The organism is Collinsella sp. Sow4_D11 (assembly GCF_052116465.1).
Classification (GTDB): Bacteria; Actinomycetota; Coriobacteriia; order Coriobacteriales; family Coriobacteriaceae; genus Collinsella.
This window is the reverse complement of record NZ_JBQKLA010000022.1, coordinates 1-24,489: the sequence shown is the minus strand read 5'-3', so window position 1 is coordinate 24,489 and position 24,489 is coordinate 1. Positions and strand designations below refer to the sequence as shown.

Sequence of the window (24,489 nt, the reverse complement as noted above, 5' to 3'; positions counted from 1 at the left end):
GACATGCCGGGGGCGGACCGGGACGGGTTCAACGGCAGGCCCCGCCGACCGATTGCAAGCGGTCGGCGGGGCCATTGTGGCTCTTGACAGCGGATTGGGTCATATGAGCGAGCGCCGTCCAGGGCGAATAAGCTGGCATGAAAAAGGCAAGGCATAGACCTTCTGGTCATGCCTTGCCTTTTGAATGACAAATTGTCGCCCTGGGCGGCGCGCAGCGTCGGCCGGTCCGCCGTTCGGTAGAACGGCGGAACCTACTACACGGCCTGTGCCAGCTTCTCGGCACGCTCGGCGGCGGCAAGCGCCTCGATGACGGCACCGAGTTGGTCGCCCAGAAGGACGCCGTTGTAGGTGGAGTTGAAACCGATACGGTGGTCGGTCACGCGGTCCTGGGGCTGGTTGTAAGTACGGATCTTCTCGGAACGGTTTCCGTGGCCAATCTGGCTCTGGCGCTCGGCGCCGAGCTCGGCCTGCTGCTTCTCGAGTTCCATCTCGTACAGACGGGCACGCAGCATCTGCATGCAGACCTCGCGGTTTTGAATCTGGGAACGCTGCTCCTGCGACTGCACCACGGTATTGGTGGGCAGGTGGGTAATGCGCACGGCGGAGTAGGTGGTGTTAACGCACTGACCGCCAGGACCGGAGGCACAGTAGGTATCGATGCGCAGGTCGGACTGGTTGATCTGAACGTCGATCTCCTCGGCCTCGGGAAGCACGGCGACAGTTGCCGTGGAGGTCTGGATGCGGCCCTGGGACTCGGTCTTGGGAACGCGCTGGACACGGTGCACGCCGGACTCAAACTTCATGACGGAGTAGACACGGTCGCCCTCGACCTTGAACTCGATGGACTTAAAACCGCCGGCCTCGCTGGGGCTGGAGTCGAGCACGGTGGTCTTCCAGCCACGCGACTCGCAGAAGCGTTGGTACATCTTGTACAGGTCACCGGCGAAAATGGCCGCCTCGTCGCCACCTGCGGCGGAGCGGATCTCGACGATGGTGTTCTTGTCGTCATTGGGGTCACTCGGGATGAGCATGTACTTGATGTCTTCCTCGAGCTGGGGAAGCTTGTCCTCGTTCTCGGAGATGTCCATCTGGAGCATCTCCTTCTCGTCGGCATCGGTAGTGTCACGGAGCATTTCTTTGGCAGCCTCGATGTCGTCGAGCGCGCCGATGTACTCGCGCGCAGCGGCAATGAGGTCGGACTGGTGCGCGTACTCCTTGTTGAGACGCGTGAACTCCTTGATGTCGGAGGCGACGGCCGGGTCGGAAAGCTTCTTCTCGAGCTCCTCGTAGGCCTTGATGATCTTTTCGAGCTTGTCGCGCATGGCGGAACTCCTTTATATGCGTGAAGGTGAAAATCGGCGGAATTGATGGGGCGCATGGCGCCGTTGCGGGGTAAGCCCAGCTAGAACATGTCGATTTTCAGATACATGCGCATCCCTTCGCGTATAGGGTACATAGTTGCGGTCTAACCCATATATGATAGCGTGCGCAGGCAAACCTGCATATAACCCGCACGGAATGAGTGGACGTAGTCGTTGGGGACGTTCCTTAACGACGAGTCGTTTAAGAACGTCCCCAACGACTACAACGGCTAACAAAGGGACTGTCGCTTTGTCACATTCTAGAGCGTTTGAAGCAGAGCGATGAAAAAGTGGACACCTTGGAGGTAGGCACGGCGGGTAATGCGCTCGTTGGTGCCGTGGACACCGCGATCGCACTCGTCATCGTCGACCACAAACGCCGAAAAGCGAATGCATTCAGAGCAAATACGCTGATAGTTAGCCGCATCGGTGGCACCGATCACAGTTGAGGGCACAATGCCGACAGCAGCCCCGCCCGCCGCATTCGGTACGTTTTCCTCCGCCCCCTTTTGATCACGAAAGTAGCGGGCGGCAATAGTGCGAACGGCCTCGAGCCCCGGTCCGCCAACACGTGGGGACGGCGAAGGTTCTGAGCTGCCGGGGCCAAGTTCGACCTCCACGCGCCCGGTAAGGCCCGCAGCGGCAACGGCCTCGCGGCAACGGTCAACAACATCAGCCACGCCCGTGCCCTCGAGCATGCGGAAGTTAATATTGGCCCACATATCCTGCGGCATCACGTTGGCGCCAGTGCTGCCGCCCTCAATCTGCGTGGGCGCACAGGTAGTGGTCACGAGCGGATAGAGCTTGTTGCTGGCAAGGCAGTCGCGAACAATGACGCCTCCGTTGGCGGCAATCTCATCCGCCGTGTAGAGCCCCAACTCGACAAGCTGCGCGGCAAGCAGATCGGTCACGCGCGTCGGCCACTCGATATCGCAGATTGCGGCGATAGCGCGGCTCAATACCTCGAGCGATGTGCCGCCGTAGGGGTTGGACGAATGTCCGCCTTCGCTCTTCGTCTTGAGCACGATATCGGCATAGCCCTTCTCGGCAAGGTCGGCATGCATAAGCCAGCCCTCGCCCGCGCCGTACTCGGCAGCCGAAACAATACGGTAGTCACCCTCGTCGATCAGGTATTCAAGTTCAACGCCGCGCTCCTCGAGCACGCGGCCGATGGCCCCCGCTCCATACTGCGTGGTCTCCTCGTCCTGTCCAAAGGCGAGCAGCAGCGTCCGCTCGTGCTCCCAGCCGTGCACCAACGCATACTCAACCGCCTCGAGAATACCTGCAACCTGGTCTTTCATGTCGATAGCGCCGCGACCCCAAATGTAGGTGTCGTCCACGTGACCGCTAAAGGGGGCATGCGTCCAGTCGGCCTCGGTGCCGGGCACCACGGGAACCACGTCCATGTGGCCCATGAGCATAACGGGCTTGAGGGCAGGGTCGGAACCGCCAAGTGTCACCAGCAGCGAGTGGTCGATGAGTTCGACCTCGCCCGCCGCGAACACATGTGGCCACGCCTGCTGCATATAGGCGCGCAGGTCATCGAACGGCTGCCAGTTCACCGCCTCGGCATCCATACTCGAAACGGTCGGAAACGACAGCACGCGCCCCAGGCGCTCGCACGCGCCAACTTCGTCCAAATCGGCAAAATCATCCTCATGCGCAAAGAAGCGCCAAACCTCGGCCATGGCATCCTTTCGATTGTGATGACGAGGGCCGCCCCACCGGAACGGCCCTGCCATGCAAACATTTGCGGTTGGTTATTTGTCCTCGAGATAGCGCGAGAGGAACTCGCGGGTACGCTGGTGCTTGGGGTTGCCAAAGAGCTCCGCCGGCGCGGCGTCCTCGAGGACCACGCCCTTGTCCATAAAGACCACGCGATCGGACACGGTGCGGGCAAAGGCCATCTCGTGCGTGACGACGACCATGGTCATGCCGTCGGCAGCGAGCTTGCGCATGACCTCGAGCACCTCTCCCACGATCTCGGGGTCGAGTGCGGAGGTCGGCTCGTCGAACAGCATGATCTGCGGATTCATGCATAGGGCACGAGCGATGGCCACGCGCTGCTTTTGGCCACCGGACAGGCGACCCACGGCGGCGTGCGCGAACTTTTCGAGTCCCACGCTCGTCAGATGCTCCAGAGCGACCTTTTCGGCCTCGGCCTTGCTCATCTTTTTGAGCGTGACGGGCGCAAGCGTGCAGTTATCGAGCACGTCCATGTTGTTAAACAGGTTGAAGCCCTGGAACACCATGCCGATGTCCTCACGCAGCTTGTTAATGTTGCAGCGCTCGGCCGTGAGGTCCTGGCCATGGAACCAGATATGGCCCGCGTCCGGGGTCTCGAGCAGGTTGAGGCAGCGCAGAAAGGTCGATTTGCCCGAACCCGAAGCGCCGATAATGGTAACGACCTCGCCGGGGTTAACGGACAGGTCGATGCCCTTGAGCACCTCGAGCGAGCCGAAGCTCTTGTGCAGGCCCTCGACGCGGATGAGCGGCTCATTGGTCTGTGCGGCGGCCGCAGCGCCGGTAGTGGCGGTATCTGCCATGATGATTCTCCTCGTCTTGAGCCTAGTTGGAGCTGGGCAGCGTGGCCGGGGCCTCGGCGCCGAGCTTTTTGCCAAAGGCCTCGAGCAGGCGGCTCGCCACGAGCGTCAGGATTAGGTAGACCACGAGTGCCACGCAGTAGACCTCCATCTGGCGGTAGTACACGCCGGCGACGGTGGTTGTGGCGTACATGAGGTCGAACACGCCGATGACCGAGAGCACCGACGAGTCCTTGATGTTGATGATGAGCTCGTTGGTGAGCGCCGGAATCGCGTTTTTAATGCCCTGGGGAAACACGACTTTACGCATAGCCTGCCACTGCGACAGACCCAGCGAGCGCGCCGCCTCGGCCTGACCGGGATCGATGGACTCGATGCCGCCGCGCAGGACCTCCATCATGTAGGCGGTGGAGTTGAGCGAGATGGTGACGAGGCCGGCGGTGAAGGTACTCCAAATCTGGTTAGCCTGGGCGGTCTCGAAGCCCATGCCGCGCAAAACGGTGAAGCCCGCGTAATAGATGAGCAGGCCCTGGACCATCATGGGCGTGCCGCGCACGATGGTGGAGTAGACGGTCGTAAAGCCGCGGCCGATGCTCTTAAAGAAGCGCACCAGGTCGTTGTCCACGCGATCGAAGGTCTGAATGCGCAAAAACACAAAGAGCAGTGCCAGGAAAAAGGCGATAACGGTACCGAAGGTCGCAAGTGCGATGGTAATCTCGATGCCGCGGATAAAGAAGTCGCCGCTCTTGTAGGTCATATAGACCAGGCTCGACAAAAAGTCGCTGGGGTTGGAATCCGAGACAATGCTCACCTGCACCAAGTCGATAAACGACATGACGCAGCGATCCACGAAAAAGACCACCGCGATGGCGACCACGACATAGCTGCCCAAGCGTGCTGCACGACGGAAACGCTCGGATGCGAACGGCGACTTTTCGCGATAGTCGCTCCAGTGCATAAGCTTGGTGACGAATGCCGCCGTCGACACGACGAGCCACGCCCACAGGATCGTCCAAAGGCAATCTTGGAACACGCCCGTGGGGGCCAGGAAGCTCAGCGGCGTGGGGTTGCGCTGGCTAAACGCCAGTCCGAGCGCCGCGATGACGCTCGTGCCCAGGTACACATAACGATGGTCGGCTTTGATAAAGGAGACCAGACGATTGATGGCTTTCATGCTGCCTCCCTATGCCGGCTGACGGTCGAGGCACGCGTCCCACATCTGGTCGCGCTCCTCCTGGCTGACGCCCTTGAGCGTCTTGTCGATGAGCTTAAGCAGCTTGTCCGAGCCCTTGCGGCAGCCAACGTTTGCCGCGACCTCCTGCTTAAAGCCCTCGCCCTCGGCAAAATGAATGGGGACGATACCGGGATTTTGGGCCATGTAGCCCTTTTCGTTTTCGGTGTTGTACGTCACGGCGTCGCAGGTGCCCTGCAGCAGGTTCGAGAACACCGTGGGGACGGAGTCGACCGGGTTTTTGTGAACGACGCCCGGGATCTCGTCGATGACGGTATCGAGCATGGTGTCCTTTTGGCCGAGCACCGTGGCGCCGCTGAAGTCACTGAGCTTGGTGGCGTTTTGGTAGGGGGAACCCTCTTTTACGAACAGGCCAAAGTAGCCAATAAAGTACGGGTCGGAGAAGCCGACCGACTCCTCACGCTCGGGCGTGGCGCTCATACCGGCGATGATGAGGTCGATCTGGCCGTTGTTGAGCGAATCGATAAGGCCCGAGAAGCTCTGCTTGACGGCAACGGGCTCGCCACCGAGGGCCTTGCAGACGATCTTGGCGATCTGCACGTCGTAGCCATCGGCATAGGCGCCTTGTACGTTGTCGATGGGGATGGTGTACTCACTGGCTTCGGAAACCTGCCAGTTGTACGGGGCGTAGGCCGCCTCCATGCCGATGCGGATCTTATCCTTGCCGATCACGGAATCGGACAGGTCGTCGCGACCGCCGCCCGTCGTGGGCTGAACCACCTTGAGCGTGGACGGGCGCTGACAGCCGGCGAGCGCGCCGGCGACGACGGAAGCGCTCGCGGCAAGAGCGCTACCCAAGAAGATGCGACGGCTGCACACCGGCTGTGGATGCACGTCGCGCTGATGGGGAGAATGCATAATCTGACTTCCCTGTTGAATCGTATGCTAATGACTTAACAGGATACCGCTCAGCGTTACCCACAGCAGATGCATATATACAAATTAACAAACTGAAAACGATTGGTAGCCGTTGGGGACGTTCTTAAACGACTGGTCAAACAAGTGGTCATCGGGGACAGTCGTTGGGGACGTCGATGATTCGGCAATGCCAGCGAGCGCCACCCAGAGCGAACAAGTTGGCATGAAAAAGGCAAGGCATAGACCTTCTGGTCATGCCTTGCCTTTTGAATGACAAATTGTCGCTCTGGGTGGCGCGCAGCGTCGACCGGTCCGCCGTTCGTTAGAACGGCGGAACCTCTAGAGCAGCGTAACCTCGAAGGCGCGCTTGTCGGTGGCGCCGGGAGCCAAGGTGATGGTGTTGACCTTGTGCTCGAAGACGTCGTCCTCGGTGTCCATGGTGGTATGTCCGGTCCAAGGCTCGAGCGCCACGAACGGGGCGTCGTTGGCGGCAGACCACACGCCAATGTACTTAAAGCCCTCAAAGTCAATCTTGACGCCGTGGCCCGACTTGCGACTGCGCAGCGTGAGCGTGGAGCCCGGGGTATCGGTGAACATGATGGCGTCGTTGTCGAAGCTACGGTGTGTGATGGGCAGCACGTCCGAGTTATCGGGAGCCTTGTAGCTTCCCTCGAACGTCATAAGGCCATCGGGCGTGATGATGGGGGCCTCGTTAGTCCAAGCCTCGGTAAACGCCAGCTCGTAATCCTCGAACGCCTCGTCCTCGGCACCGGGAACGGGCACGTTAAATGCGGGGTGGCCGCCCACCGAAAACGGCAGGTCCACGTCGCCGGTGTTGGTGACGGCAAAGGTCTGCGTAAGAGTGGCGTCGCCAGTCAGGGCATAGGTCATGTTGAGCTTAAAGTGGAACGGGAAGGCCTTGAGCGACTCGGGCGTATCGGTAATCTCGTAGGTGACGGACGAACCGTCCTCCGACACCTCGACGATCTTGTGCTCCACGATACGCGCGATGCCGTGGCGCGCCATCTCGCAGCTGCCGGCCGCAGACGTCGCCGTGTTGTTGCGCAGCGAGCCCACAATGGGGAACAGGATGGGCGCATGCTTGCCCCAAAAAGCGGGATCGCCCTGCCACAGATACTCGTTGCCGTTGAGGGCAAGGCTCGTGAGCTGGGCGCCCATGGAATCGATGGCCGCGGTGAGGCCGCCGCGCCTGATGGTAGTGACGGTAGACATGCTACTTCCTCCAAAAGTAAACAATAGTGTCGAGGACTATTGTCCCACTCTTGGCGGCGGGACGGGACGGCAGGCGATTATTGAGTAGCCATAGCGGAAATGGGCGGCGAGCGCCTACTGGGTATCCACGTAAAGGTCAAACCCGCCCTGCGAGGTGGTGTCGACCGTATCGGGCGCCCGCGAGTTAAAGCTCGCGGGAACCATTCTTTTCGAGGCACGAAAACGCGTGCCGTCGGTGGCGACAGGTGGCTCATCGACCGTAAGTTCGTAGTCGCCGGGCTTGAGCTCGATACCGTCACCTTCGGAATTGACGTATTGGTGCTCGTCGATCGCTTGTCCCTTGAGCGTACGGCCCACGATATGGATGAGCATCTGGCTGTCGCCGCGCGCGGTATCCCACGTCGCGCCGTCCTTGACCTCGACCGACACATGCACCGAGCGCGTACGGTTGAGCGATTGTTCGACGGAGATCTCGACCTTGGCGGCGTGTTGGCGCTGCTGCTCAACATGGCTCCAAACGCTGCCGATTGCCGAGCAGGCGATAACGCCGGCCATGAAGGCGATGAGGATGGGGCCGAGCGGAGAGCGCCGGCCCGCGCCTTCCTCGCGAGCCAGATCGGGGCGATGCGTGGGCGCAGGCGCCTGAGCGCCTTGCGCGGGCACGTCGAGAATGCTAAAGGATGCCGTGCTGTCGGGGTCGATAGTGTGACGCGGCTGCGGGGTCTTTGCCGGCGAGATAGACATGTCGGCCGGCTCACCCAGTGTGGCCGTAGCATCGGCCTTTGCCTCGTCGGCCTCAGCCTGGGCCCAGGCCTGTTCAAAGGTTAGGGGTTCGGCCGAGTCGGAAGCGGCATCCGTCTCGACGGTGTCGTTGCCGCTCTCGTCCTCGTCGCTCGACACGTCATGCGGCGCGGGCTCGTCCCACTCCTCGTCCGGAACCTCGCCCTCGCTATACCACCATTCAAAGTTATCGATATCCATACGGGGCGCCCCTTAGGCCTCGCAAATAAACACTTGCTAGCCTTATACCCCCAGACGACACGAGGGCTCGCACGGAATGCGAAAAGGACTGCTCCTTTGTCGCATCGAAACGGATCTGTTTACGTTTAGCCGCGGGTAATCTTATTTCTCAACAAGAAGTCGACTGCCCCCACGATTCTGATGCCATCGATGTCCGTTGGATGGTCGCCATCCCTGACAATCAGGATCTTCTCATACGAATCAGGGATTTTTCCTAGCGTGCTTAGCTTGAGCGGTCGCAGCTCGCGTTCCCTCGTCGCCTCGGCATCGATCCGTTCAGTAACCTGGATATATTTGCGGTCTGATCCCTCGCCGATTGCGACAAAGTCGATTTCCCCCGCGCGTAGATGGCCGCAAAACACTTCGTATCCTTCAAAGACAAGCTGGTTGTAGATAACGTTCTCGAGCATCCTTCCGCTATCGCTACCTCTATATCCGTCAAGATAGCTGCGAATTCCCGTATCAGCTATGTAATATTTACCGCCTGTCTTAAGAAGCTTCCGCCCCTTGATGTCATACCTTTTTACTTTGGTAAACAGGTACGTCTCTTCCAGAGCGTCAATATATGCCGACACCGTCGATGCGTTGGTCTTACCGCCCGCTGATTCGTTGAGCGTCCCTACGATTTTGTTGACCGAGGTTTGGTTGGAGATGTTGTCTGCCAGATACGCACAGAGCCGCTCGAGAACATCGCGCTTGGTGATAGCTCCGCGACCCCTACGCGTCACACGCGACAGGATATCGCGCGCGACGATCGTCTGGTAGAGGCTACGGATATAGTCGCGACACAGCTCACGTCTCGGCTCATCATGGGCCAGAAACGGCATGCCGCCATAGGTTATGTACTGCTCAAGCACGGTATTTGAATTAAGGCGATCGCCCGTCTTGGAAACAAGTTCGACCCTCTCACCAAGCCCTTCAGCGGCGACCGCATCAATCGAGCGAAAATCAAGATATTCGCCAAACGTGAGAGGCTGCATCTTGACCTCGACATATCGGCCCGAGATAAGCGTTGCGAGCTCGCTCGATAGCAAAAAGGCATTGGAGCCCGTGACATAGATATCGCACGGCAAATCCACTCGGAGCGAGTTGACCGCCTTTTCCCAACCTTCGACATTCTGGAGCTCGTCAAAGAACAGGTAGGGATGATCGATGCCGTCGATGCGCTCCCGAACCATACGATAAAACGTCAGATAATCCGTAATTCCCGCGTACTCTAGAGATTCCATCTTAAAGGTCAGCAAACGCTCGGCTGGCACCCCCTGTTGCGCCAGATAGTCCCTCATCATGTCCAATAACGTTGATTTGCCACAACGGCGTATGCCCGTCACGATTTTGATGAGGTCGGTATCCTGAAAAGCAATGAGTCGATCAAGATAACGGCTTCGGCGAACGATATCCATAGAGTCTCCCTAGCGCCCGACCAGACATGAAATCTTATAAACTTGCATTTTTTGCAAGTTTATAAGATGTTACCTTAGAAACTTGAAGAATTTGCAAGTTTCTAAGGTATGGAATGTGACAAACGGACTGTCCCTTTGTCACATCTGGAGGGCGACGGGGATTTGGATGCAGCAGAAGTCCTCTTGGTGAGACTCGTCGTAGCTCGTGGTGTACAAGTAGCAAAAGTCAAAGGCATTGCCGATGGGCTGGAGCGCGTGTCTGTCCATGCAGGCCACGATGGCACGAATGCCCTCGGGCTCGTACGGCATGCCCCAGCGGCTCATGCGGACTCGGCGATAACCGAGACGACGGCGAGGATGAGGAAGGCGCGGGGGAACGGATGCGGGATCAGCAGCGACAGCACAAAGGTGAGCGCGAAGATCGAGATGATGAGCGACTTGGCGTCGCGCACGAACTTGAGCATGAACGCATAGGCGATGCGCTCGCCCAGGCCCGACTCCTTGACCGCGCTGGCAATGAGGTAGGCGCCGATGACGAGCCACATGGTGGCCTTGGTCCACGAGCCAAACGTGGAGGCGACCGTCGCCGAGATGCTCGCGGCGCCCGTGTCGTCCACGCACACCTTGAACAGAACGAGCAGCCTACGATTTCTTGTATTTCAAATACACGAAATGCGCGTGGGGCAACTCAAAGGCGGCGGCAGACATTGTCTGCCGCCGCCTTTTATACAGGATTTTATAGATATGTGGGGCGTTTACTCCATACCCAGCAGCTCGCGCATCTGGGTTGCGTAGTTAGATGCCATGTTGCCGTAGACAATCTGCACGCCGCCGTTAACATGCACGATGCCGCGCGCTTCGAGCTTTTCGGTAAACTCGGCGTCATCAACCACCTTGTCACAGTCATTGAGCTGGATGCGCAGACGGGTGAAGCAGGCCTCGACAGACTTAATGTTGTTGTCGCCGCCCACTGCCTCAACGATGGCGGGAATGAGGTCGCTGATCACGGTCTTGGGAGCCTTTTCGGCCTCATCGCCAGACTCTTCCTCACGGCCAGGGGTCTTTAAATCCTTCTTAAGAATGATGAACTTGAAGACGAAGTAGTACACCACGAAGTAGATGGGGCCGAGGAACAGGATAACCTGCCAGTTGGAGCCCTTGGCTGCACCCATAATGCCGTTAAAGATCAACGACAAGAGCGGGCCGCCAAAGGATGCGGAGCCGGCCACGTTGAACTGCAGGATATAGGTCAGCGCATAGGCAAGACCAGCCATGAGAGCGTGGAACACGTAGAGGATGGGCGCGATAAACAGGAAGGAGTACTCGAGCGGCTCGGTAATGCCGGAGAGGATGCAAGGCACCACGATGGCAATCATGAGCGCTGCGGTCTTCTTCTTGTTCTTGGGAAGCGCCGTCTTGTAGAAGGCGAGTGCAGCACCGGGCAGGCCGAACATGGCGAAGATAACCTTACCGTTCATGACAAAACGGCTGACCTCGATGTTAAACGGCGTGCTAGGAGAGCCCAGGATCGCGTTGTAGATATTGATAGCGCCCTGAACGGTCTGGCCGTCGATGGTCTCGACGCCACCGAGCGACGTGAAGAAGAACGGTAAATAGACAAAGTGATGCAGACCAAAAGGCAGGAGCATGCGCTCGCCAGAGCCGTAGACAAATGCACCAAAGGCACCCGTAGTCTTGATGAACTCGGACAGCGCGCCGAGAGCGTTCTGGATAAACGGGAAAACAAAGGACATGACCAATGCGAGGACACTGCATGAGAGCAGCGTTACCGCCGGGATAAAGCGTGTGCCGTTGAAGATGGAGAACACGGCAGGCAGCTCAATCTTGTAGTAACGGTTATGCAGCCATGCGACGATTGCACCCACCAGAAGACCGCCGATAACGCCCGTGTCGAGCGTGGTGATACCGAGGATCGTGCTCTGGCCCGTCGTAAGATTGGCGGGATCGATAACGCCAGTCGCCGTAAGGAACGTGCCCATCACGGAGTTCATGCACATGTAGCCCAAAAAGCCACAAAGCGCCGCGGTAGCCTTCTCGGACTTGGCGAAGCCATAGGCGAGACAAATCGAGAAGATAACCGGGATGTTGCTCATAACGATGCCGGCTGCGGCCTTAAGAATCGAAAAGAAAATCGCAAAGCCCGGAGCAGCAAGCCAGGGAACAGCTGCCGTAAGGGTGGGGCTGGTAAAGGCATTGCCAAAGCCCTGAAGGATGCCGGCGATTGGCAGGATCAGGACAGGCGTCATGAGGACTTTGCCCAGGCGCTGGAACTTTGCCAGCAGCTCATCTTTGTTCATGGGATACCCCTCTTAAAGAAACGGGGCGTGCAGTTCTACAACCCACACGCCCCATAACAGTTATCAAACGCTATGGAACTAGCTACTTAAGCTCCGGCCAGTAATCCTTATTGGCCTCGATGAGCTTATCGAGCACCTTACGCGCCTTCTTTGCGTCACCGACCAGACGATTAAGCGTGAGTGCCTGCAGGGCCTTCTCGTAGGAACCCTCCATCCAAGCCTCAACAGTCAGGCGCTCATAGGCGTACTGGTTCTCCATAAGACCGCGATAGAAGGTGCCAATCTTGCCAACAGCATAGGGCTGCGGGCCATTGGCGCCCACGCTTGCCGCGACCTCGACCATGGCGTCATCGGGCATACCCTCGATAATGCCGTTGTTGGGCACGATGACAATGAAGGTCTTATTGGTGTTGCGATAAATGGCCGAGGTGATTTCCACGATCATATCGCCATGAGCATCGTTCTGCACAACCGAGGAGTTCTTTGCGGTGCCGACTTTGGCAACACGCTCGCACTCGGCGAACACGCGCTTCTCGCGACCGTTGATAACCTCGTCGGAGCGAGTGTAGTCGGGGTCGAGGTGAGCGACCTTGTACTCGGGATACAGATAGTACTGCAGATAAGTGTTGGGCAGATAGTCGGGGAAGTCCTCGAGCATGTCCTTGACCATGGCGTAGGTATCAAGCCAGGACTGGTCACGCTGCTCGGCATCGGCAGGAAGGAAGCCGTTCTTCTTCGTGTACTCCTTAATCTGCGGGACGAGGTCATGGCCCTCTTCATCGTAGATGTGCTTGAACCAACCAAAGTGATTGAGGCCAAAGTACACGGGCTCCGTCTTGCTCATATCGCGACCGAGCAGGCGACCGTAAGAGCGCATGAGGTTGACAGGCTGGTCGCAGATGTTGAGAACGCGATGCTCATCGGGCAGAACGCGCTCGAGACCATATGCCACAATAGCAGCCGGATTGGTGTAATTGATAATCCACGCCTCCGGGCTATGGGCGCGAACGTCGTTGACGATCTCAACCATGTCATTCATGGAGCGCATACCGTAAGCCATGCCGCCAGGGCCCACCGTTTCCTGGCCGATGATTCCCATATGCAGCGGAATCTTCTCGTCCTTGCTACGCATCTCGTAGCCGCCGGTACGAATCTGGCAGAGCACAAAGTCGACGTCGGTGTAAGCCTCGTCCTTATCGGTGGTGTAACCAAACTCCACACCGGGCTCCTCCTCGGCGAAGAGGATCTTGCCAAACTCGCCGATCGGACGCTGGCGCTCGGCATCGATGTCATAGAGCATCACGCGGTTCAGCGGCAGAATGTCCATGTGCTTGGTCAGGGCTTTAAGAATGCCAGGGCACCACGTGGAGCCGCCGCCAACGATCACAATATTGAGCTTATCCTTCATGTTCCGTCCCTCCAGGGTTGGCTGATCGGTGTTCTCGAAGACCTTGGGCTCCGCGGCTGTCCTCGGCTTGCTTCGTTTCGATTGGTATTTTGCGACATAAGGTCGTTTGCAAGTCCCCGTGTGGGCCAATGCGAAACGGGGACACATGATTTCGCTCACGACACAGATATGTGTAGGCAGACACGCGCGTTTGCCCAGTTCATGGGCAATAGGCAATCTTGACCGATTACCGATTTCTCACCTGGCTACACAAAGCGGTACCATATGTACGGCGAGGTGCGAGGGGCTGAAACATCTTATGAAAGATCAAGAATCTTTTTATGATCATGTGCGAGCTGGCGAGAGCAAGCTCAACGATCTCGAAAGCGAGATCATGCGCTACATCATCGAGCTGCGTGATGATATTGACGATGTCACGCTTAAGAGCGTTGCCGAACGGTTCTTCGTCGCTCCCAATACAATCGTCAGGCTTGCCCATAAACTTGGCTTCTCGGGGTTTACGGAGCTCAAACAATCGTATTCCGCCTCGCTCGATCGCAATCGATTCACTATCGAGGCACTTCCTCTTGATACCCAGCTCGTACAGACCAAAGATCTGCTTAACGACCGGGTCATCGATTCGGTTGTGAGTCTTATCCAGGACGCCTCGCATATCGTCTTCTTCTGCTCGGGCTTTTCGAAATACCCGTGCCTCGAGATGGCTGAAAAGCTCAAAATAATGGGCAAGAATACCGACACGCTCAGTGAACGCCACGTCATGAGGCATTACGCAGAACTCCTCGGCAAAAACGACCTGGTCTTCAGCGTTTCCGTAAGCGGCGAGACGCAGGTGTCTATTGACGCCACATCGATAGCCAAAACGCGCGGATGCAAGGTTGTCACGCTCACCGGCTTTTCTCGAAATTCCCTCTCGAAACTAGCCGACTACCCTATCTACACCGTGCAAAAAGAAATCCGCTTGGGCAGCATGGACCTCGACAGTCGATTGATGTTCTATTACGTTTTCGAATTGATATTTGAGCGCTACTTCAAACTGGCCAAGAAATAAAACTTGGTATGCGCCCGGCTTCGACTCTTTAGCAGCCTTCTATATGAAAGGTATCGCCCTATGCAACGCGTACTGTTTATCTGTCATGGGAACATCTGCAGATTCAGAAAAATGCCTAGCTAGTTAGGATCCCGGCGAACCATATCGCGTACCTTACGACGTTTTTACGACTTTGAGCCCCGATGCGATATTGCCGTGATGGAGAAAAGCAACTCCTTTCGCCTTTCCCCAGTAGCTGAAGAACGGAGAATCGAGCATAAGCATTCCTTTCCGGTCGTCTCAAACCTCTGCAATTTGGAGGGTAAATCGCGAAAGCTAATATCTCAAACACCAGAAAAATCAAGTCGATGACCTCGCTCAACATTCACGATGTTAGTGTCGGAAAAATTTAGCCAAATATAGTCGGCCGAGATTGACCAATCCCGGCCGACCCATTTTGGCCAACACGCCCGCATCTATGACTTTCCTATCGCATTCCTACATCCCCTCGGGCTGGATCCCCCTCACCTTCACCGCCTGGGGGACGGCCTCCACCGAGTACGTGTCGAGCCCCCTGCCGCGGTAGCTCGGGCCCCGCATCACGAACACCGACGCCTTGTCGAGCAGCCTGTCGAGGGCGGCGTGTTGGCGCCACCAGCGTAGTGGCGGCGGGGAGGCACGGTGGCCATTATTCGGTGACCGGGATTGGTCAAAATCGGTTGACTATTAGCGGCTAAAATCGCCCGGCGCTAACAACGACGCCCACCATCGCATGCTAGTTACAAGAAGCGGATGCACTAGTATTCTTTCAATCGACTTGCAAACCCCTTCAAGCGTCCAACGCAATGGCGTGCTTTCAGACGCAACGCCTCCTTGCGTCCGCATTATTGCTTTGTTAGACTCTACGGAAGAATTCAGCGCAGGCCCATATGCCAAGCCAGCGCCCCGGAAAGGAAAAGGATTCGTGAAGCTGTAGACGATACATATCGACGCCAATTTGCAAATTGCCATCTATCCAAGAATAAATCTGGCTGCACATTTGTCGTATCGTCTTTTCACTGATCCTCGTATATCCTAAACACTACCTTTGCGAGCATTGCCGTCGACTCATTTTCTTTCAGCTTGACTCGAGTCGACGGGCGTTCACGTTGGTCGGAACGAGCCAATCAGAGCATATGCGGCAAAACGCGGCCTCCCATGCCGAGGAGGCACAATGTCAAGAACCAATTTGAACAGCTCCACCACCCTCGTTCTTTCCCATATTACTTATGCATATCCTGGCAGCGCAATGCCCGCACTCGACAACGTGTCGGCGACATTTGCCCCCGGCTGGCACGGCATCGTCGGAGACAACGGGTGCGGGAAATCAACTTTCGTCCGCATTGCGTGCGGACTTCTGATTCCAGATCGCGGCGTCGTTTCACCGCGTCTCGTCTCCGCATATTGCGCGCAAGAAGCCGGAGTCGAACCGCCCATGCTCTTCGATTTTGCGTGCGACTTCGCCCCGGCGACCACGCACCTCAGAAGGATGCTCCGCATCACCGATGATATGCTCTGGCGTTTTTCCGAGCTCTCCGGTGGCGAGCAGAAGAAAATTCAAATAGCCGTCGCGCTTTGGCAGAATCCCGATCTTCTGGCAATGGATGAACCGACTAACCATGTGGACGCAGAATGCAGAAGGCAGATTTGCAAAGCACTCGCCGAGTACAAGGGTATTGGCCTCCTCGTCTCGCACGACCGTGCGTTGCTCGACTCCTTGGCAAATGACTGCCTGTGCTTTGAGTCGGGGCACGTCACCATGCGCCCCGGCAACTACTCCCAAGCTCGCTCGCAGGCGAATCTGGAGCGCGAAAGCGCGGCGCGGGCCAAATCGATTGCGCGATCCGAAGAAAAGCGCATGAAGGCTGAGTATATCAGGCGCGTTGAAAACGCCTCACGGTCCGCATCCAAGAGAAGCGCCCGTCATGTCGATCCGAAGGATCACGACGCGAAAGCACGAATCAAACTCGCCATTCTCACTGGCAGAGACGGCGTTGCGGGCAAGCTCGCTTCGCGCATGGACTCCCGAATCCAGCGCGCGCAAGCCGCCGTCGACGCCCACCATGTCGAAAAGCGCTACGAAAGCACCTTGTGGATGGAAGCGCAACCCAGCCCGCGCAAAACACTGATTCACGTCAGCTCAGATCGCATACCGTGCGGCCCGAGGCAATCTTTGCGGGTTCCCGAGATTTATCTGGGAAATACCGATCATCTGGGCATAAGCGGCCCCAACGGAGCGGGGAAAACAACACTGGTCAAGCATATCCTGGAGATATTGGAAGGCCGCAAGGCCACGGGATTGGACATTCGCACGCTGTATATCCCTCAGGAAGTCGACGATTCATCCTCAATTGAATTCCTCTCGGAAATCAAGGACCTGCCCCAAGCCGAACGTGGAGCCCTGCTTTCGATCGTTGCGCAACTCAATTCGGATCCCGAACGAATATTGTCCGGCGAGAACATCAGCCCGGGGGAGCTGCGGAAGCTCATGCTCGCCCGCGGTATACTAGATGCCCCCGAAATCATCGTCATGGACGAACCCACGAATCACCTGGACCTGCACTCGGTGGAGGCACTCGAGCGAGCGCTTTCCGCCTTTCCCGGCGCGCTTGTTTTGGTGAGCCATGACGAGCAGTTCCTCTCGGCCTCATGCCCCCTCCGCTTGGATTTGGCCCCAGAAGAGGAGCACACTATTGGTCAGCCCCTCCTCTAGCGCTCAGGCATGTCTTCTGCAAGCCGCCTTCTTCTGATATCCCCTCCCCCGTTTTGCAAGCAACTCAGCGCAAATGGCCCATCCCCCTCAGCCTGAAGGCTCAGCGACACCAACGATACCGACGATTCAATATCTGGATGTCCATATTTGCCCCATCTGGGTGATTATTAAATTGTGTTTGTTCCGTGATTGAATACTTTGTCATCATTACGCCCCACTTCTTCTCATCAGAGGACGTCGAGAACGACAGGTCCTTGCGAAATAATCCCAGCTCAGAAGCTTATGGCATGATGTGCTCACCGAGTGCTCGATGACGGTTGACGAATCGTCGGTAATATCCAATTTTAGGAAAGAGGTGTGTATGACCCGACCGAAGATCATGCGCGGACCGTTTGAATGCGGCTCCATCTCAACAACCAGTACGGCAATGTCGTCTATAAAGGAGTCTTCGGCGAGCATGCCGACTTGTTCTGAACGAGCTGTTCGACATGCCCTGAAGGCCGAAGAGATGTTCTCTCGCGTCATGTATCGCCAGATTCTTTGTGCCCACACGAAGCTCCATGGGGCAATGTTTGGGGACGATGATCTTCATGCCGCAACAAGAAATGTCGAGGAGATCTTGCGCAACGTCCTGCGCCTCTATCTCGATGTCCACGGCGAGCCGCAACGCGGAGTCAGCAAATAATTGGATTGAGAGGAGTTCGAGTATGAGGAAATTGAATCAGTTTATGAAGTTCGATTGGGAAGCTTTTGCGAAAGGCAAGCGTTTCCTTTGTGTCGGAGGTGGTAAATGGGTTGATTAAAACACCAAAGAGCATCGCGGCACCAAGATCGACGTGGTGATCACAACCGATAACACGCAGTATCACCAAAACGAAGGCGAGGTGGTCAGCAATCGTTTCGAGAAGCTTTCCATCAAGGTTTCGAACGATATCGAGATTCCCGTCAATCAGCACGTCATTCCCACCGGCGTGGTCGCAAAGGTTTACGGTGATTATCGCAACCAGTTGTCCATCACGGCGGACGGCATTACCGTCATCCCCGCGAAGGGCTAGGTGATTGTGGTGCGTTACTCCAGTGGCGCACCGGCGATCGTGTATTCGACCCCCAGCGCAAAGCTTTGTGTGCTGGGGGTCGCTTTATTTGCGGTCGCCGCGTGCGTTTATTGCATCGGGCTATTCGTGAACACCATTCTTGCGCCCATCGCCATAGAGCCCAGTACGGTGATGGCGTTTGGCGGCAACCTTACCTCCGCAGCGGCCACTCTTAGCCTCGCTGGGACCATGTTGTTTGCGGGAGGGATCACACATTACGTCATGCTATCTGAATCAACACGGTTGCATGCACGCATTAGGAAGGGGCTCTTTGATCCACGTTACGGGAATCCTCTACACCTGCGAGAAGGCGAGCTTCTTCCCGACATCTCTTGCAAAGAGACGGCTCCTGGACAGTTCGAGCTCGCCATCTCAACCTCATCCTCAACGGCAGAAGAAATATCGAAGATGGGACCTAGCATTAGCTCCCGACTTCGCGGAAGGTTCTCCCGCTACGCCGTCGTACTTGCCGAAGCAGACGTCGCATGCAATCAAGTGACCTTCTTCCTTGAAGATGTGACGTTGCATCGAGAGATCAAGGCATCGCGTGTCGAGGATTTGTGCCCGGCGAACGCCTACGAATTCCGCGTTCAAAACGGCACGAGCATCGACCTCCGCACCTCCGGTTCCATGCTCATCGCTGGAAAGACCACGGGCGTGATCGCCCTCTTGCTCCAAGCCCTGTTGGCTGGTCCTGACGGACACGGATCGCAAGTCCTCATCATAGACCCCAAGCAGGCCGAGCCCTCCCGACTTCCTCGCGTGGTTTCACTGAATGCTGACAGGGACGCTCGCGCAATCCTGTCTGCGTTATCACGGTTCGCCGACAGCATCAAAGAGCGACAGAGCTTCCTCAACGACAGGTCGACAGAGACGGGAGACGCCGTGCACTGGTGGGATGCGAGGCTTCACGTTTCGCTTCTCTTCATGGATGAGTACGTGGCACTCCGCACGCTGTTTCCCAAGCGCGCGAGCAAGGAGGACCCCGATTACTGCCTCGCGACGTTTGATGGGCTGGTGAAGCGCATCGTAACGATGGGGGCGAGCGCGGGCTGCTACGCCATCATCTCGATCGCCGAGGCGTCTGTTGAGGAGGGGGGCTTGCCGTCGATGCTGCGCTCGGCGTGCAGCACCCGCGTCCTCTTCAAGCCGACGCTTCCCGAGGCGCGGCTCATATGGGGCGCGGAACGCCTGCTCGACCTCGGTGCACCTCGCACCTTCTCCCCGGGCGACGCTTGGTTCAGCAGTACGGACGGGGCGCACGACCGCATCGGCTTTGTGCATTTTCCGATCATGGACTTCCCCGTGTACCGCGAGCTTGGGCGGCTCCTTGACCTGTACTTCAGAGAATAACCACCGCGGGGTCCGCTTCGCGCAGCAAAAGCGGACCCCGTCGATTGTTCCATTACTTGAAATTCTGCTCATTTATGCGCCTTGGGGAGCTTGTTATCCCAAGGCGCACCCTCGGGCGCGTTCCAAAATCGTCCCGAAATAGCTCATTTACGAGAAAGGACTCGGAACCATGACCAATTCTCTGCCCATGAAGACCCGCGCGATGATGTACGAGCAGCAGCTCGATCACCTGCCCCGTCTTGTGGACGAAATGTACCGAAGAATCGAAACACTCGCCCCGAAGCGCTATGCGGGCATCGTGCACGACAGCGACACGACGGACGCGGGACGTCCGGCAGCCGCGCATCTTCACGTGATGATGGAGTTCCAGAATCCGCGCTCGCTCAATAGCATCGCGAAGCTCCTTGGAGATAAACCTGAGCGCATCGAGGCTTGGAAGGCAGGTGTGGAAAACGGTTTTTCCTACCTGTGCCACAGAACGGATGGCGCACGATCCAAGCATCAGTACGACCCCAAAATCGTGCGCTCCAATTTCGATTACCCAGCGCTACTTGCTTCTATTGAGTCGCGCGTTGCTCGAACGAGGTCCCATAGCAGCATCAAAGTCCTTCTCGATGACCTTCTCGAAGGTCGTATCGACAAGGAGTCCTTGATCTCTCAGCTCTCCGGATCCGAATATGCCCGGACATAGCGTCAGATCGAAGACGTTTATGCACGCCGCCTTCAGGTTCAGGCCCGGGAATGGCGGGGGTTGATGCTCAAGGGCGAAAGAAGGGTGGAATCAGTTTGGATCTTCGGGCCTGCTGGAACGGGGAAGTCCACCCTCGCAAAGCTCTATGCGAAGCGGAAGGGCGAACCGTTCTTCGTCTCTGGATCTACGAGAGACATCTTTCAGGGGTATGAGGGCAAGCACACGGTGATTCTTGACGAACTTCGTCCCTCATCCATCCCCTACGCCGACCTGCTTCGCATCACGGATCCCTATGCGATGGAGCATGAGGTGATGGCACCGTCCCGATATTCCGACAAAGCGATAGCCGCCGATCTCGTAATCGTCACGACGCCCTACAGCCCCTTGGAATTCTATGGAGAACAGATGCGCCGATCCGCGACTTATCGTCCGCAATACGATGTCGACGGATTTGGTCAACTTGAGAGGCGCCTCTCCGTCGTTGCGGAGATGCAGACGAGGGAGATCTGTCTCTCTGAGTTTAGGCACGATCTCGACGGATACTGGCCGGTCGAAGGTTCCTCTCGTACAAACCCATATTCGAGTTATGCGCGAGGACTCGCCCCCTCGTCCTGCGCCAACGCTCTTTATAAAGAGCTTCTCGACACCGTTTCGCACTTGACAGCTTAACCAATCGGGCCCCGTGCGATAATCTTGAAATATCGCATCGGGGCTCTTTTCTGAACAGGAAGGAGCCTGCTAGTGACTGTGAGAAAAGACAGCAAAGGGCGAATCCTCAGACGCGGGGAAAGCCAGAGAAAAAACGGCCGTTACTGCTTCAAGTATGTGGATGCAAGAGGTAAAACGCGGAGCGTCTACTCGTGGACCTTGACAACTCATGATCTAACTCCGAAGGGGAAGAAAGCCAGTCCGTGCTTGCGCGCGTTGGAGCATGAGATCCAGCGCGATCTGCTTGATAAGGTCGCGCCGAACAATATGACAGTCTACGAACTCGCATCTCGTTACACTGAAACAAAGACTGCCGTGAAACAATCCACTCGAGCCGCCTACAAGACGATCCTCAATTTTCTTGCTACAGATGAATTCGGCTCGCGACGAATATGCGGTGTCACCTCCCTTGATGCCAAGGAATGGCTCATCAACCTGCAAAAAAACCACGGCAAGCGCTATAGCACAATCCATAGCATCCGTGGTGTTCTGAGACCGGCGTTTCAACTGGCAGAGGAGAACAGCCTGATTCGCCGAAATCCCTTCTATTTCGAGCTCGCAACGATACTGACAAACGACATGGTTACACGCAAGGCCTTGGCCACTAACCAAGAACGCAGATTTCTTGCTTTCGTGGAGGGCGATGAACACTTTCACCGCTATCGTGACGCCATCTACATCCTTCTAAATACGGGCCTGCGCATTTCTGAATTCTGCGGTCTTACCGTCGAAGACCTTGATTTCAAAAACGGAAGCATTCGGGTAAACAAGCAACTTCAGCGGACCAGCAACATGCGATACTACATCGAACGTCCCAAGACGGAGAGCGGGATCCGCTATGTTCCCATGACTCAAGCCGTGACAGAGTGTTTCAGGAGTATCCTTGCGCAACGTCTAAAGCCTTCGAGTGAGCCGGTCGTTGACGGTGTTAGCGGTTTTCTGTTTCTTGATAAAAACGAGATGCCGCGTGTTGCCCTGCACTGGGAGAAGTACTTCCACCACGCGATAGAGAAACATAATCGCATCTACAAGGATGAGCTTCCCAAAATCACACCACATGTCTGCCGACATACCTTCTGCTCGAAGATGGCACGCAGGGGAATGAACCCTGCGAAGCTAAAATGCATCATGGGCCACTCCGACATCAACGTGACTTTTAACACATACACCCATCTTGATTTCGACGACGTCAGAGAGGATATGCTGAAAATTGGATGCAAAGGACGGTCAACATTGTGACAACAAGTCGTAAACCCTCGTTCTTTACGACAATTCTTACGACGCTGGAAAGAAGAATAATCCGCTCATTTATGAATCAATTTGATATTCTGTCCTTGACGAGGGATCAAAAAGCAGTGCGATTATCTGCGAAAACTCTGATATTCGAGAGGTTTTAGCCAATGCGCAAAATCCTATTTGTCTGTCATGGGAACATCTGTCGCTCGACGATGGCTGAGTCGGTGTTTGCCGAGCTGGTGCGCCGTGCTGGGCGCGAGGCGGAGTTCGTCATTGATTCTGCCGCGACCTCGACCGAGGAGATTGGCAACCCTCCGCATCATGGCACCGTCGCCAAGCTGCGCGAGGTCGGGATTCCCGTCGTTGCGCACCGCGCGCGCCAGGTTCGTCGCGCGGAGTATGGTGACTGGGACCACATCGTCTATATGGATGCCGAGAACGCGCGCGGCCTGCGTCGCATCTTCGGCGACGATGCCGACGGCAAGATTTCGCGGCTGCTGGATTGGACCGATCGCCCCGGCGACGTCGCCGATCCCTGGTACACCGGCAACTTCGATGCCACCTACCGCGATGTGCTCGCCGGCTGCACGGCCATGCTCGAGCAACTGTAGGCGCCCGGGCGGCGCGGATGCGTGAGCCACGCCATCGGCATAAAATGAGCGTGGATAATCTCCCGCATACAAATTGAGCGTGGATAATCTCCCACTTTGAACGCAAAACGGCGCTCTAAACGGGAGATTATCCACGCTCATTATCTTGGTGGGAGAAAATCCACGCTCGATTACTCGTCGACGATCTCGGCGAGCCAGACGTTCAACGTATCGACCTCGGGGCAGCAGAACTTTGCCGTACCGGGCTCGTTGCCGGGCACGGTTCCGCCGTAGCGCAGGATGTCGATATAGGGAAAGCCCACATGGCAGGCCATGGAGCACATCTTGCCGCGATCGCGGTCGAAGTCGAAGACGTCGCCGGGCGTGTGGCCATGGTGGCAGCGGCACGTGCCCAGCTGGTCCACGCAGCTAATGCGGATACGTGGGCGCTTGCCGCGTGGCGCGCCGAGCAACTTGCCCTCGCTCGCGGGCTCGGGGCCGCTTTCGCTGGCGCTACTCATGGTCGATCACATCCAGGCAGGCCTCGATGGGAAGACCGGCCGACTTGTCCTCTTGGTCGGCATTGCGCTCGATAAGCTCGGCCACCACACGCATGGCATCGGACGTCGCGCGCTGCAGACTCCAACCTGCCATAACGCGGCCGACGAGCACTGCCGAGAACGTATCGCCCGTGCCCGGGAAATAGACCGGAATGAGCTCAAAGGGAATCGTAAAGTACTCCCCCGCCACATGGTCGTAACCGATAACCGCGTTCGTGCCATTGACCACGGTGCTCGTAATGACCACCGACTTGGCACCCAGCTCGCGCACGGCGTCCACAAGGGCGCGGGCCTCTTCGGGCGTAATTTGCTCGGCAATAGGCCTATCGGCAAGCAGGCACGCCTCGGTATAGTTGGGCACCGCGTAGTCTGCGCACTCCAGCAGGTGCCGCATAAGGCCAATCGTGGACTCGGGCACGCCCGCATAGAGCTTGCCGTTGTCGCCCATGATGGGGTCGACGAACACCTTGGTGCCCTTTTGCGCACGGCGGTGGCAAAAGTCCGAGATAATGCGCGTCTCTTCCTCGGTCACGATAAAGCCGGTCGAGATGGCGTCGAACTCAAAGCCGAGTTCTTCCCAGACGGCAAGACTCTGACGCACGTACTCCGTGGTGTCGTGGATGTAGAACTTGGGATAGTTGAGCGTATCGGACACAAGTGCCGTCGGCAGATTGTGGATACGGTAACCCATGTGCGACAGCACCGGCAGCATGGCGGAAAGCGCGACCTTGCCGTAGCCGCACATATCGTTGATCAGCAACAGCTGAGTGTTCTTCATGAGTGTCCCCCTTGGATCGGGCGCGGCGCAACGGCGCCACAGTGCGACTAAGTGTAGCGCAGGGAGCACGGCAGGCGGGCGCCGGCGCCGTGGAGGCTACATTGTTGCGGAAAGGTTTCGGAAAATGATCCCTTTTCCTCCGTCCCCAAGGGATTACATGCACCGAAACGGACCGTGGCGGAATCACAGGTTGAGGACGGACAGACACTATGACCCAATCCGAGGGCACTAAAAAGATAGGAGCCCCCGCTCGTGACCGCGGGTCGGGGCTGCGACAATGATGTTGAAGTGCCATAGGCGCAGC

The 24,489-nt window shown here is 57.1% G+C and carries 23 protein-coding genes; 9 read left to right on the top strand and 14 right to left on the bottom strand.

From position 1 onward, the window contains the following. Nucleotides 1-254: 254 nt before the first annotated feature. From prfA to ACTQ40_RS08635, 12 genes are all read right to left on the bottom strand, one after another. Nucleotides 255-1,322 (bottom strand): peptide chain release factor 1, encoded by a 1,068-nt coding sequence (prfA, locus tag ACTQ40_RS08690; RefSeq protein ID WP_154518366.1) that lies wholly within the window; start codon nucleotides 1,320-1,322, stop codon nucleotides 255-257. Nucleotides 1,323-1,621: 299 nt separating this feature from the next. After that, nucleotides 1,622-3,049, bottom strand: coding sequence for a M20/M25/M40 family metallo-hydrolase (locus tag ACTQ40_RS08685; protein ID WP_441016994.1), 1,428 nt, complete (start codon nucleotides 3,047-3,049; stop codon nucleotides 1,622-1,624). A gap of 72 nt (nucleotides 3,050-3,121) precedes the next feature. Beyond that, nucleotides 3,122-3,907: an amino acid ABC transporter ATP-binding protein gene (locus tag ACTQ40_RS08680; protein WP_154518360.1), complete on the bottom strand. Its 786-nt coding sequence runs from the start codon at nucleotides 3,905-3,907 to the stop codon at nucleotides 3,122-3,124. Nucleotides 3,908-3,929: 22 nt separating this feature from the next. After that, complete coding sequence (locus tag ACTQ40_RS08675) at nucleotides 3,930-5,078, bottom strand: amino acid ABC transporter permease (RefSeq protein ID WP_441563901.1); 1,149 nt, start codon at nucleotides 5,076-5,078, stop codon at nucleotides 3,930-3,932. A gap of 9 nt (nucleotides 5,079-5,087) precedes the next feature. Next, entirely contained in the window at nucleotides 5,088-6,014 is a 927-nt protein-coding gene (locus ACTQ40_RS08670; RefSeq protein ID WP_441041446.1) for a transporter substrate-binding domain-containing protein, read from the bottom strand. Between the two features lie 339 nt (nucleotides 6,015-6,353). Next, on the bottom strand, nucleotides 6,354-7,247 hold the full coding sequence (locus tag ACTQ40_RS08665; RefSeq protein ID WP_441538257.1) for an aldose 1-epimerase family protein: 894 nt from the start codon (nucleotides 7,245-7,247) through the stop codon (nucleotides 6,354-6,356). A 114-nt stretch (nucleotides 7,248-7,361) separates the two neighbouring features. Continuing rightward, the gene (locus ACTQ40_RS08660) at nucleotides 7,362-8,228 is read right to left on the bottom strand and encodes a hypothetical protein (protein WP_441563900.1); all 867 of its coding nucleotides are present in this window, start codon (nucleotides 8,226-8,228) and stop codon (nucleotides 7,362-7,364) included. A 125-nt stretch (nucleotides 8,229-8,353) separates the two neighbouring features. Continuing rightward, nucleotides 8,354-9,670 carry an ATP-binding protein gene (locus ACTQ40_RS08655; protein ID WP_441538255.1) on the bottom strand — a complete coding sequence of 439 codons (1,317 nt, stop codon included), beginning with the start codon at nucleotides 9,668-9,670 and terminating at the stop codon, nucleotides 8,354-8,356. A 138-nt stretch (nucleotides 9,671-9,808) separates the two neighbouring features. Further along, nucleotides 9,809-9,994 carry a hypothetical protein gene (locus ACTQ40_RS08650; protein WP_441041440.1) on the bottom strand — a complete coding sequence of 62 codons (186 nt, stop codon included), beginning with the start codon at nucleotides 9,992-9,994 and terminating at the stop codon, nucleotides 9,809-9,811. Then, nucleotides 9,991-10,287: an anion permease gene (locus ACTQ40_RS08645; RefSeq protein ID WP_441563898.1), complete on the bottom strand. Its 297-nt coding sequence runs from the start codon at nucleotides 10,285-10,287 to the stop codon at nucleotides 9,991-9,993. The genes ACTQ40_RS08650 and ACTQ40_RS08645 overlap by 4 nt, the downstream gene beginning before the upstream one ends. Nucleotides 10,288-10,425: 138 nt before the next feature. Beyond that, nucleotides 10,426-11,988, bottom strand: coding sequence for a PTS transporter subunit EIIC (locus ACTQ40_RS08640; RefSeq protein WP_441545532.1), 1,563 nt, complete (start codon nucleotides 11,986-11,988; stop codon nucleotides 10,426-10,428). Between the two features lie 82 nt (nucleotides 11,989-12,070). Then, nucleotides 12,071-13,396: a 6-phospho-alpha-glucosidase gene (locus ACTQ40_RS08635; RefSeq protein ID WP_441545531.1), complete on the bottom strand. Its 1,326-nt coding sequence runs from the start codon at nucleotides 13,394-13,396 to the stop codon at nucleotides 12,071-12,073. 298 nt (nucleotides 13,397-13,694) lie between these two features. Between ACTQ40_RS08635 and ACTQ40_RS08630 the strand changes: the two genes are divergently transcribed. The 9 genes from ACTQ40_RS08630 (at nucleotide 13,695) to ACTQ40_RS08590 (ending at nucleotide 22,868) form a co-directional block, all read left to right on the top strand. Beyond that, complete coding sequence (locus tag ACTQ40_RS08630) at nucleotides 13,695-14,444, top strand: MurR/RpiR family transcriptional regulator (RefSeq protein WP_117757480.1); 750 nt, start codon at nucleotides 13,695-13,697, stop codon at nucleotides 14,442-14,444. A 1,192-nt stretch (nucleotides 14,445-15,636) separates the two neighbouring features. Next, nucleotides 15,637-17,175 (top strand): ATP-binding cassette domain-containing protein, encoded by a 1,539-nt coding sequence (locus ACTQ40_RS08625; protein ID WP_441016970.1) that lies wholly within the window; start codon nucleotides 15,637-15,639, stop codon nucleotides 17,173-17,175. Nucleotides 17,176-17,536: 361 nt separating this feature from the next. Continuing rightward, entirely contained in the window at nucleotides 17,537-17,860 is a 324-nt protein-coding gene (locus tag ACTQ40_RS08620) for a hypothetical protein (RefSeq protein WP_117734898.1), read from the top strand. Between the two features lie 154 nt (nucleotides 17,861-18,014). Continuing rightward, the gene (locus ACTQ40_RS08615; protein WP_117743463.1) at nucleotides 18,015-18,230 is read left to right on the top strand and encodes a hypothetical protein; all 216 of its coding nucleotides are present in this window, start codon (nucleotides 18,015-18,017) and stop codon (nucleotides 18,228-18,230) included. A 447-nt stretch (nucleotides 18,231-18,677) separates the two neighbouring features. Then, nucleotides 18,678-19,622 carry a hypothetical protein gene (locus ACTQ40_RS08610; RefSeq protein ID WP_441031981.1) on the top strand — a complete coding sequence of 315 codons (945 nt, stop codon included), beginning with the start codon at nucleotides 18,678-18,680 and terminating at the stop codon, nucleotides 19,620-19,622. A gap of 169 nt (nucleotides 19,623-19,791) precedes the next feature. Further along, entirely contained in the window at nucleotides 19,792-20,313 is a 522-nt protein-coding gene (locus ACTQ40_RS08605) for a Rep family protein (protein WP_117743461.1), read from the top strand. A 63-nt stretch (nucleotides 20,314-20,376) separates the two neighbouring features. After that, entirely contained in the window at nucleotides 20,377-20,982 is a 606-nt protein-coding gene (locus ACTQ40_RS08600) for a hypothetical protein (RefSeq protein WP_441563896.1), read from the top strand. Between the two features lie 72 nt (nucleotides 20,983-21,054). Next, nucleotides 21,055-22,260 carry a tyrosine-type recombinase/integrase gene (locus ACTQ40_RS08595; protein ID WP_441563894.1) on the top strand — a complete coding sequence of 402 codons (1,206 nt, stop codon included), beginning with the start codon at nucleotides 21,055-21,057 and terminating at the stop codon, nucleotides 22,258-22,260. A gap of 161 nt (nucleotides 22,261-22,421) precedes the next feature. Continuing rightward, on the top strand, nucleotides 22,422-22,868 hold the full coding sequence (locus ACTQ40_RS08590; RefSeq protein ID WP_117743459.1) for a low molecular weight protein-tyrosine-phosphatase: 447 nt from the start codon (nucleotides 22,422-22,424) through the stop codon (nucleotides 22,866-22,868). Between the two features lie 170 nt (nucleotides 22,869-23,038). Here ACTQ40_RS08590 and ACTQ40_RS08585 read toward each other — a convergent pair whose 3' ends face one another. Together ACTQ40_RS08585 and ACTQ40_RS08580 are read right to left on the bottom strand one after the other, a co-directional pair. Continuing rightward, nucleotides 23,039-23,368 carry a TIGR04076 family protein gene (locus ACTQ40_RS08585; RefSeq protein ID WP_441017131.1) on the bottom strand — a complete coding sequence of 110 codons (330 nt, stop codon included), beginning with the start codon at nucleotides 23,366-23,368 and terminating at the stop codon, nucleotides 23,039-23,041. Then, nucleotides 23,361-24,185, bottom strand: coding sequence for a PfkB family carbohydrate kinase (locus ACTQ40_RS08580; protein WP_441563892.1), 825 nt, complete (start codon nucleotides 24,183-24,185; stop codon nucleotides 23,361-23,363). The genes ACTQ40_RS08585 and ACTQ40_RS08580 overlap by 8 nt, the downstream gene beginning before the upstream one ends. Between the last annotated feature and the right edge of the window lie 304 nt (nucleotides 24,186-24,489).

Excerpts from the sequence above, each read along its gene's own strand:
- ACTQ40_RS08610 (WP_441031981.1), top strand. The coding sequence starts at position 18,678 with ATGGGACCTAGCATTAGCTCCCGACTTCGCGGAAGGTTCTCCCGCTAC.
- ACTQ40_RS08580 (WP_441563892.1), bottom strand. The coding sequence starts at position 24,185 with ATGAAGAACACTCAGCTGTTGCTGATCAACGATATGTGCGGCTACGGC.
- ACTQ40_RS08665 (WP_441538257.1), bottom strand. The coding sequence starts at position 7,247 with ATGTCTACCGTCACTACCATCAGGCGCGGCGGCCTCACCGCGGCCATC.
- ACTQ40_RS08590 (WP_117743459.1), top strand. The coding sequence starts at position 22,422 with ATGCGCAAAATCCTATTTGTCTGTCATGGGAACATCTGTCGCTCGACG.
- ACTQ40_RS08660 (WP_441563900.1), bottom strand. The coding sequence starts at position 8,228 with ATGGATATCGATAACTTTGAATGGTGGTATAGCGAGGGCGAGGTTCCG.
- ACTQ40_RS08630 (WP_117757480.1), top strand. The coding sequence starts at position 13,695 with ATGAAAGATCAAGAATCTTTTTATGATCATGTGCGAGCTGGCGAGAGC.
- ACTQ40_RS08675 (WP_441563901.1), bottom strand. The coding sequence starts at position 5,078 with ATGAAAGCCATCAATCGTCTGGTCTCCTTTATCAAAGCCGACCATCGT.
- ACTQ40_RS08635 (WP_441545531.1), bottom strand. The coding sequence starts at position 13,396 with ATGAAGGATAAGCTCAATATTGTGATCGTTGGCGGCGGCTCCACGTGG.
- prfA (WP_154518366.1), bottom strand. The coding sequence starts at position 1,322 with ATGCGCGACAAGCTCGAAAAGATCATCAAGGCCTACGAGGAGCTCGAG.
- ACTQ40_RS08585 (WP_441017131.1), bottom strand. The coding sequence starts at position 23,368 with ATGAGTAGCGCCAGCGAAAGCGGCCCCGAGCCCGCGAGCGAGGGCAAG.
- ACTQ40_RS08625 (WP_441016970.1), top strand. The coding sequence starts at position 15,637 with ATGTCAAGAACCAATTTGAACAGCTCCACCACCCTCGTTCTTTCCCAT.
- ACTQ40_RS08650 (WP_441041440.1), bottom strand. The coding sequence starts at position 9,994 with ATGAGCCGCTGGGGCATGCCGTACGAGCCCGAGGGCATTCGTGCCATC.
- ACTQ40_RS08620 (WP_117734898.1), top strand. The coding sequence starts at position 17,537 with ATGACCCGACCGAAGATCATGCGCGGACCGTTTGAATGCGGCTCCATC.
- ACTQ40_RS08655 (WP_441538255.1), bottom strand. The coding sequence starts at position 9,670 with ATGGATATCGTTCGCCGAAGCCGTTATCTTGATCGACTCATTGCTTTT.
- ACTQ40_RS08600 (WP_441563896.1), top strand. The coding sequence starts at position 20,377 with ATGCTCAAGGGCGAAAGAAGGGTGGAATCAGTTTGGATCTTCGGGCCT.
- ACTQ40_RS08605 (WP_117743461.1), top strand. The coding sequence starts at position 19,792 with ATGACCAATTCTCTGCCCATGAAGACCCGCGCGATGATGTACGAGCAG.
- ACTQ40_RS08685 (WP_441016994.1), bottom strand. The coding sequence starts at position 3,049 with ATGGCCGAGGTTTGGCGCTTCTTTGCGCATGAGGATGATTTTGCCGAT.
- ACTQ40_RS08640 (WP_441545532.1), bottom strand. The coding sequence starts at position 11,988 with ATGAACAAAGATGAGCTGCTGGCAAAGTTCCAGCGCCTGGGCAAAGTC.
- ACTQ40_RS08680 (WP_154518360.1), bottom strand. The coding sequence starts at position 3,907 with ATGGCAGATACCGCCACTACCGGCGCTGCGGCCGCCGCACAGACCAAT.
- ACTQ40_RS08670 (WP_441041446.1), bottom strand. The coding sequence starts at position 6,014 with ATGCATTCTCCCCATCAGCGCGACGTGCATCCACAGCCGGTGTGCAGC.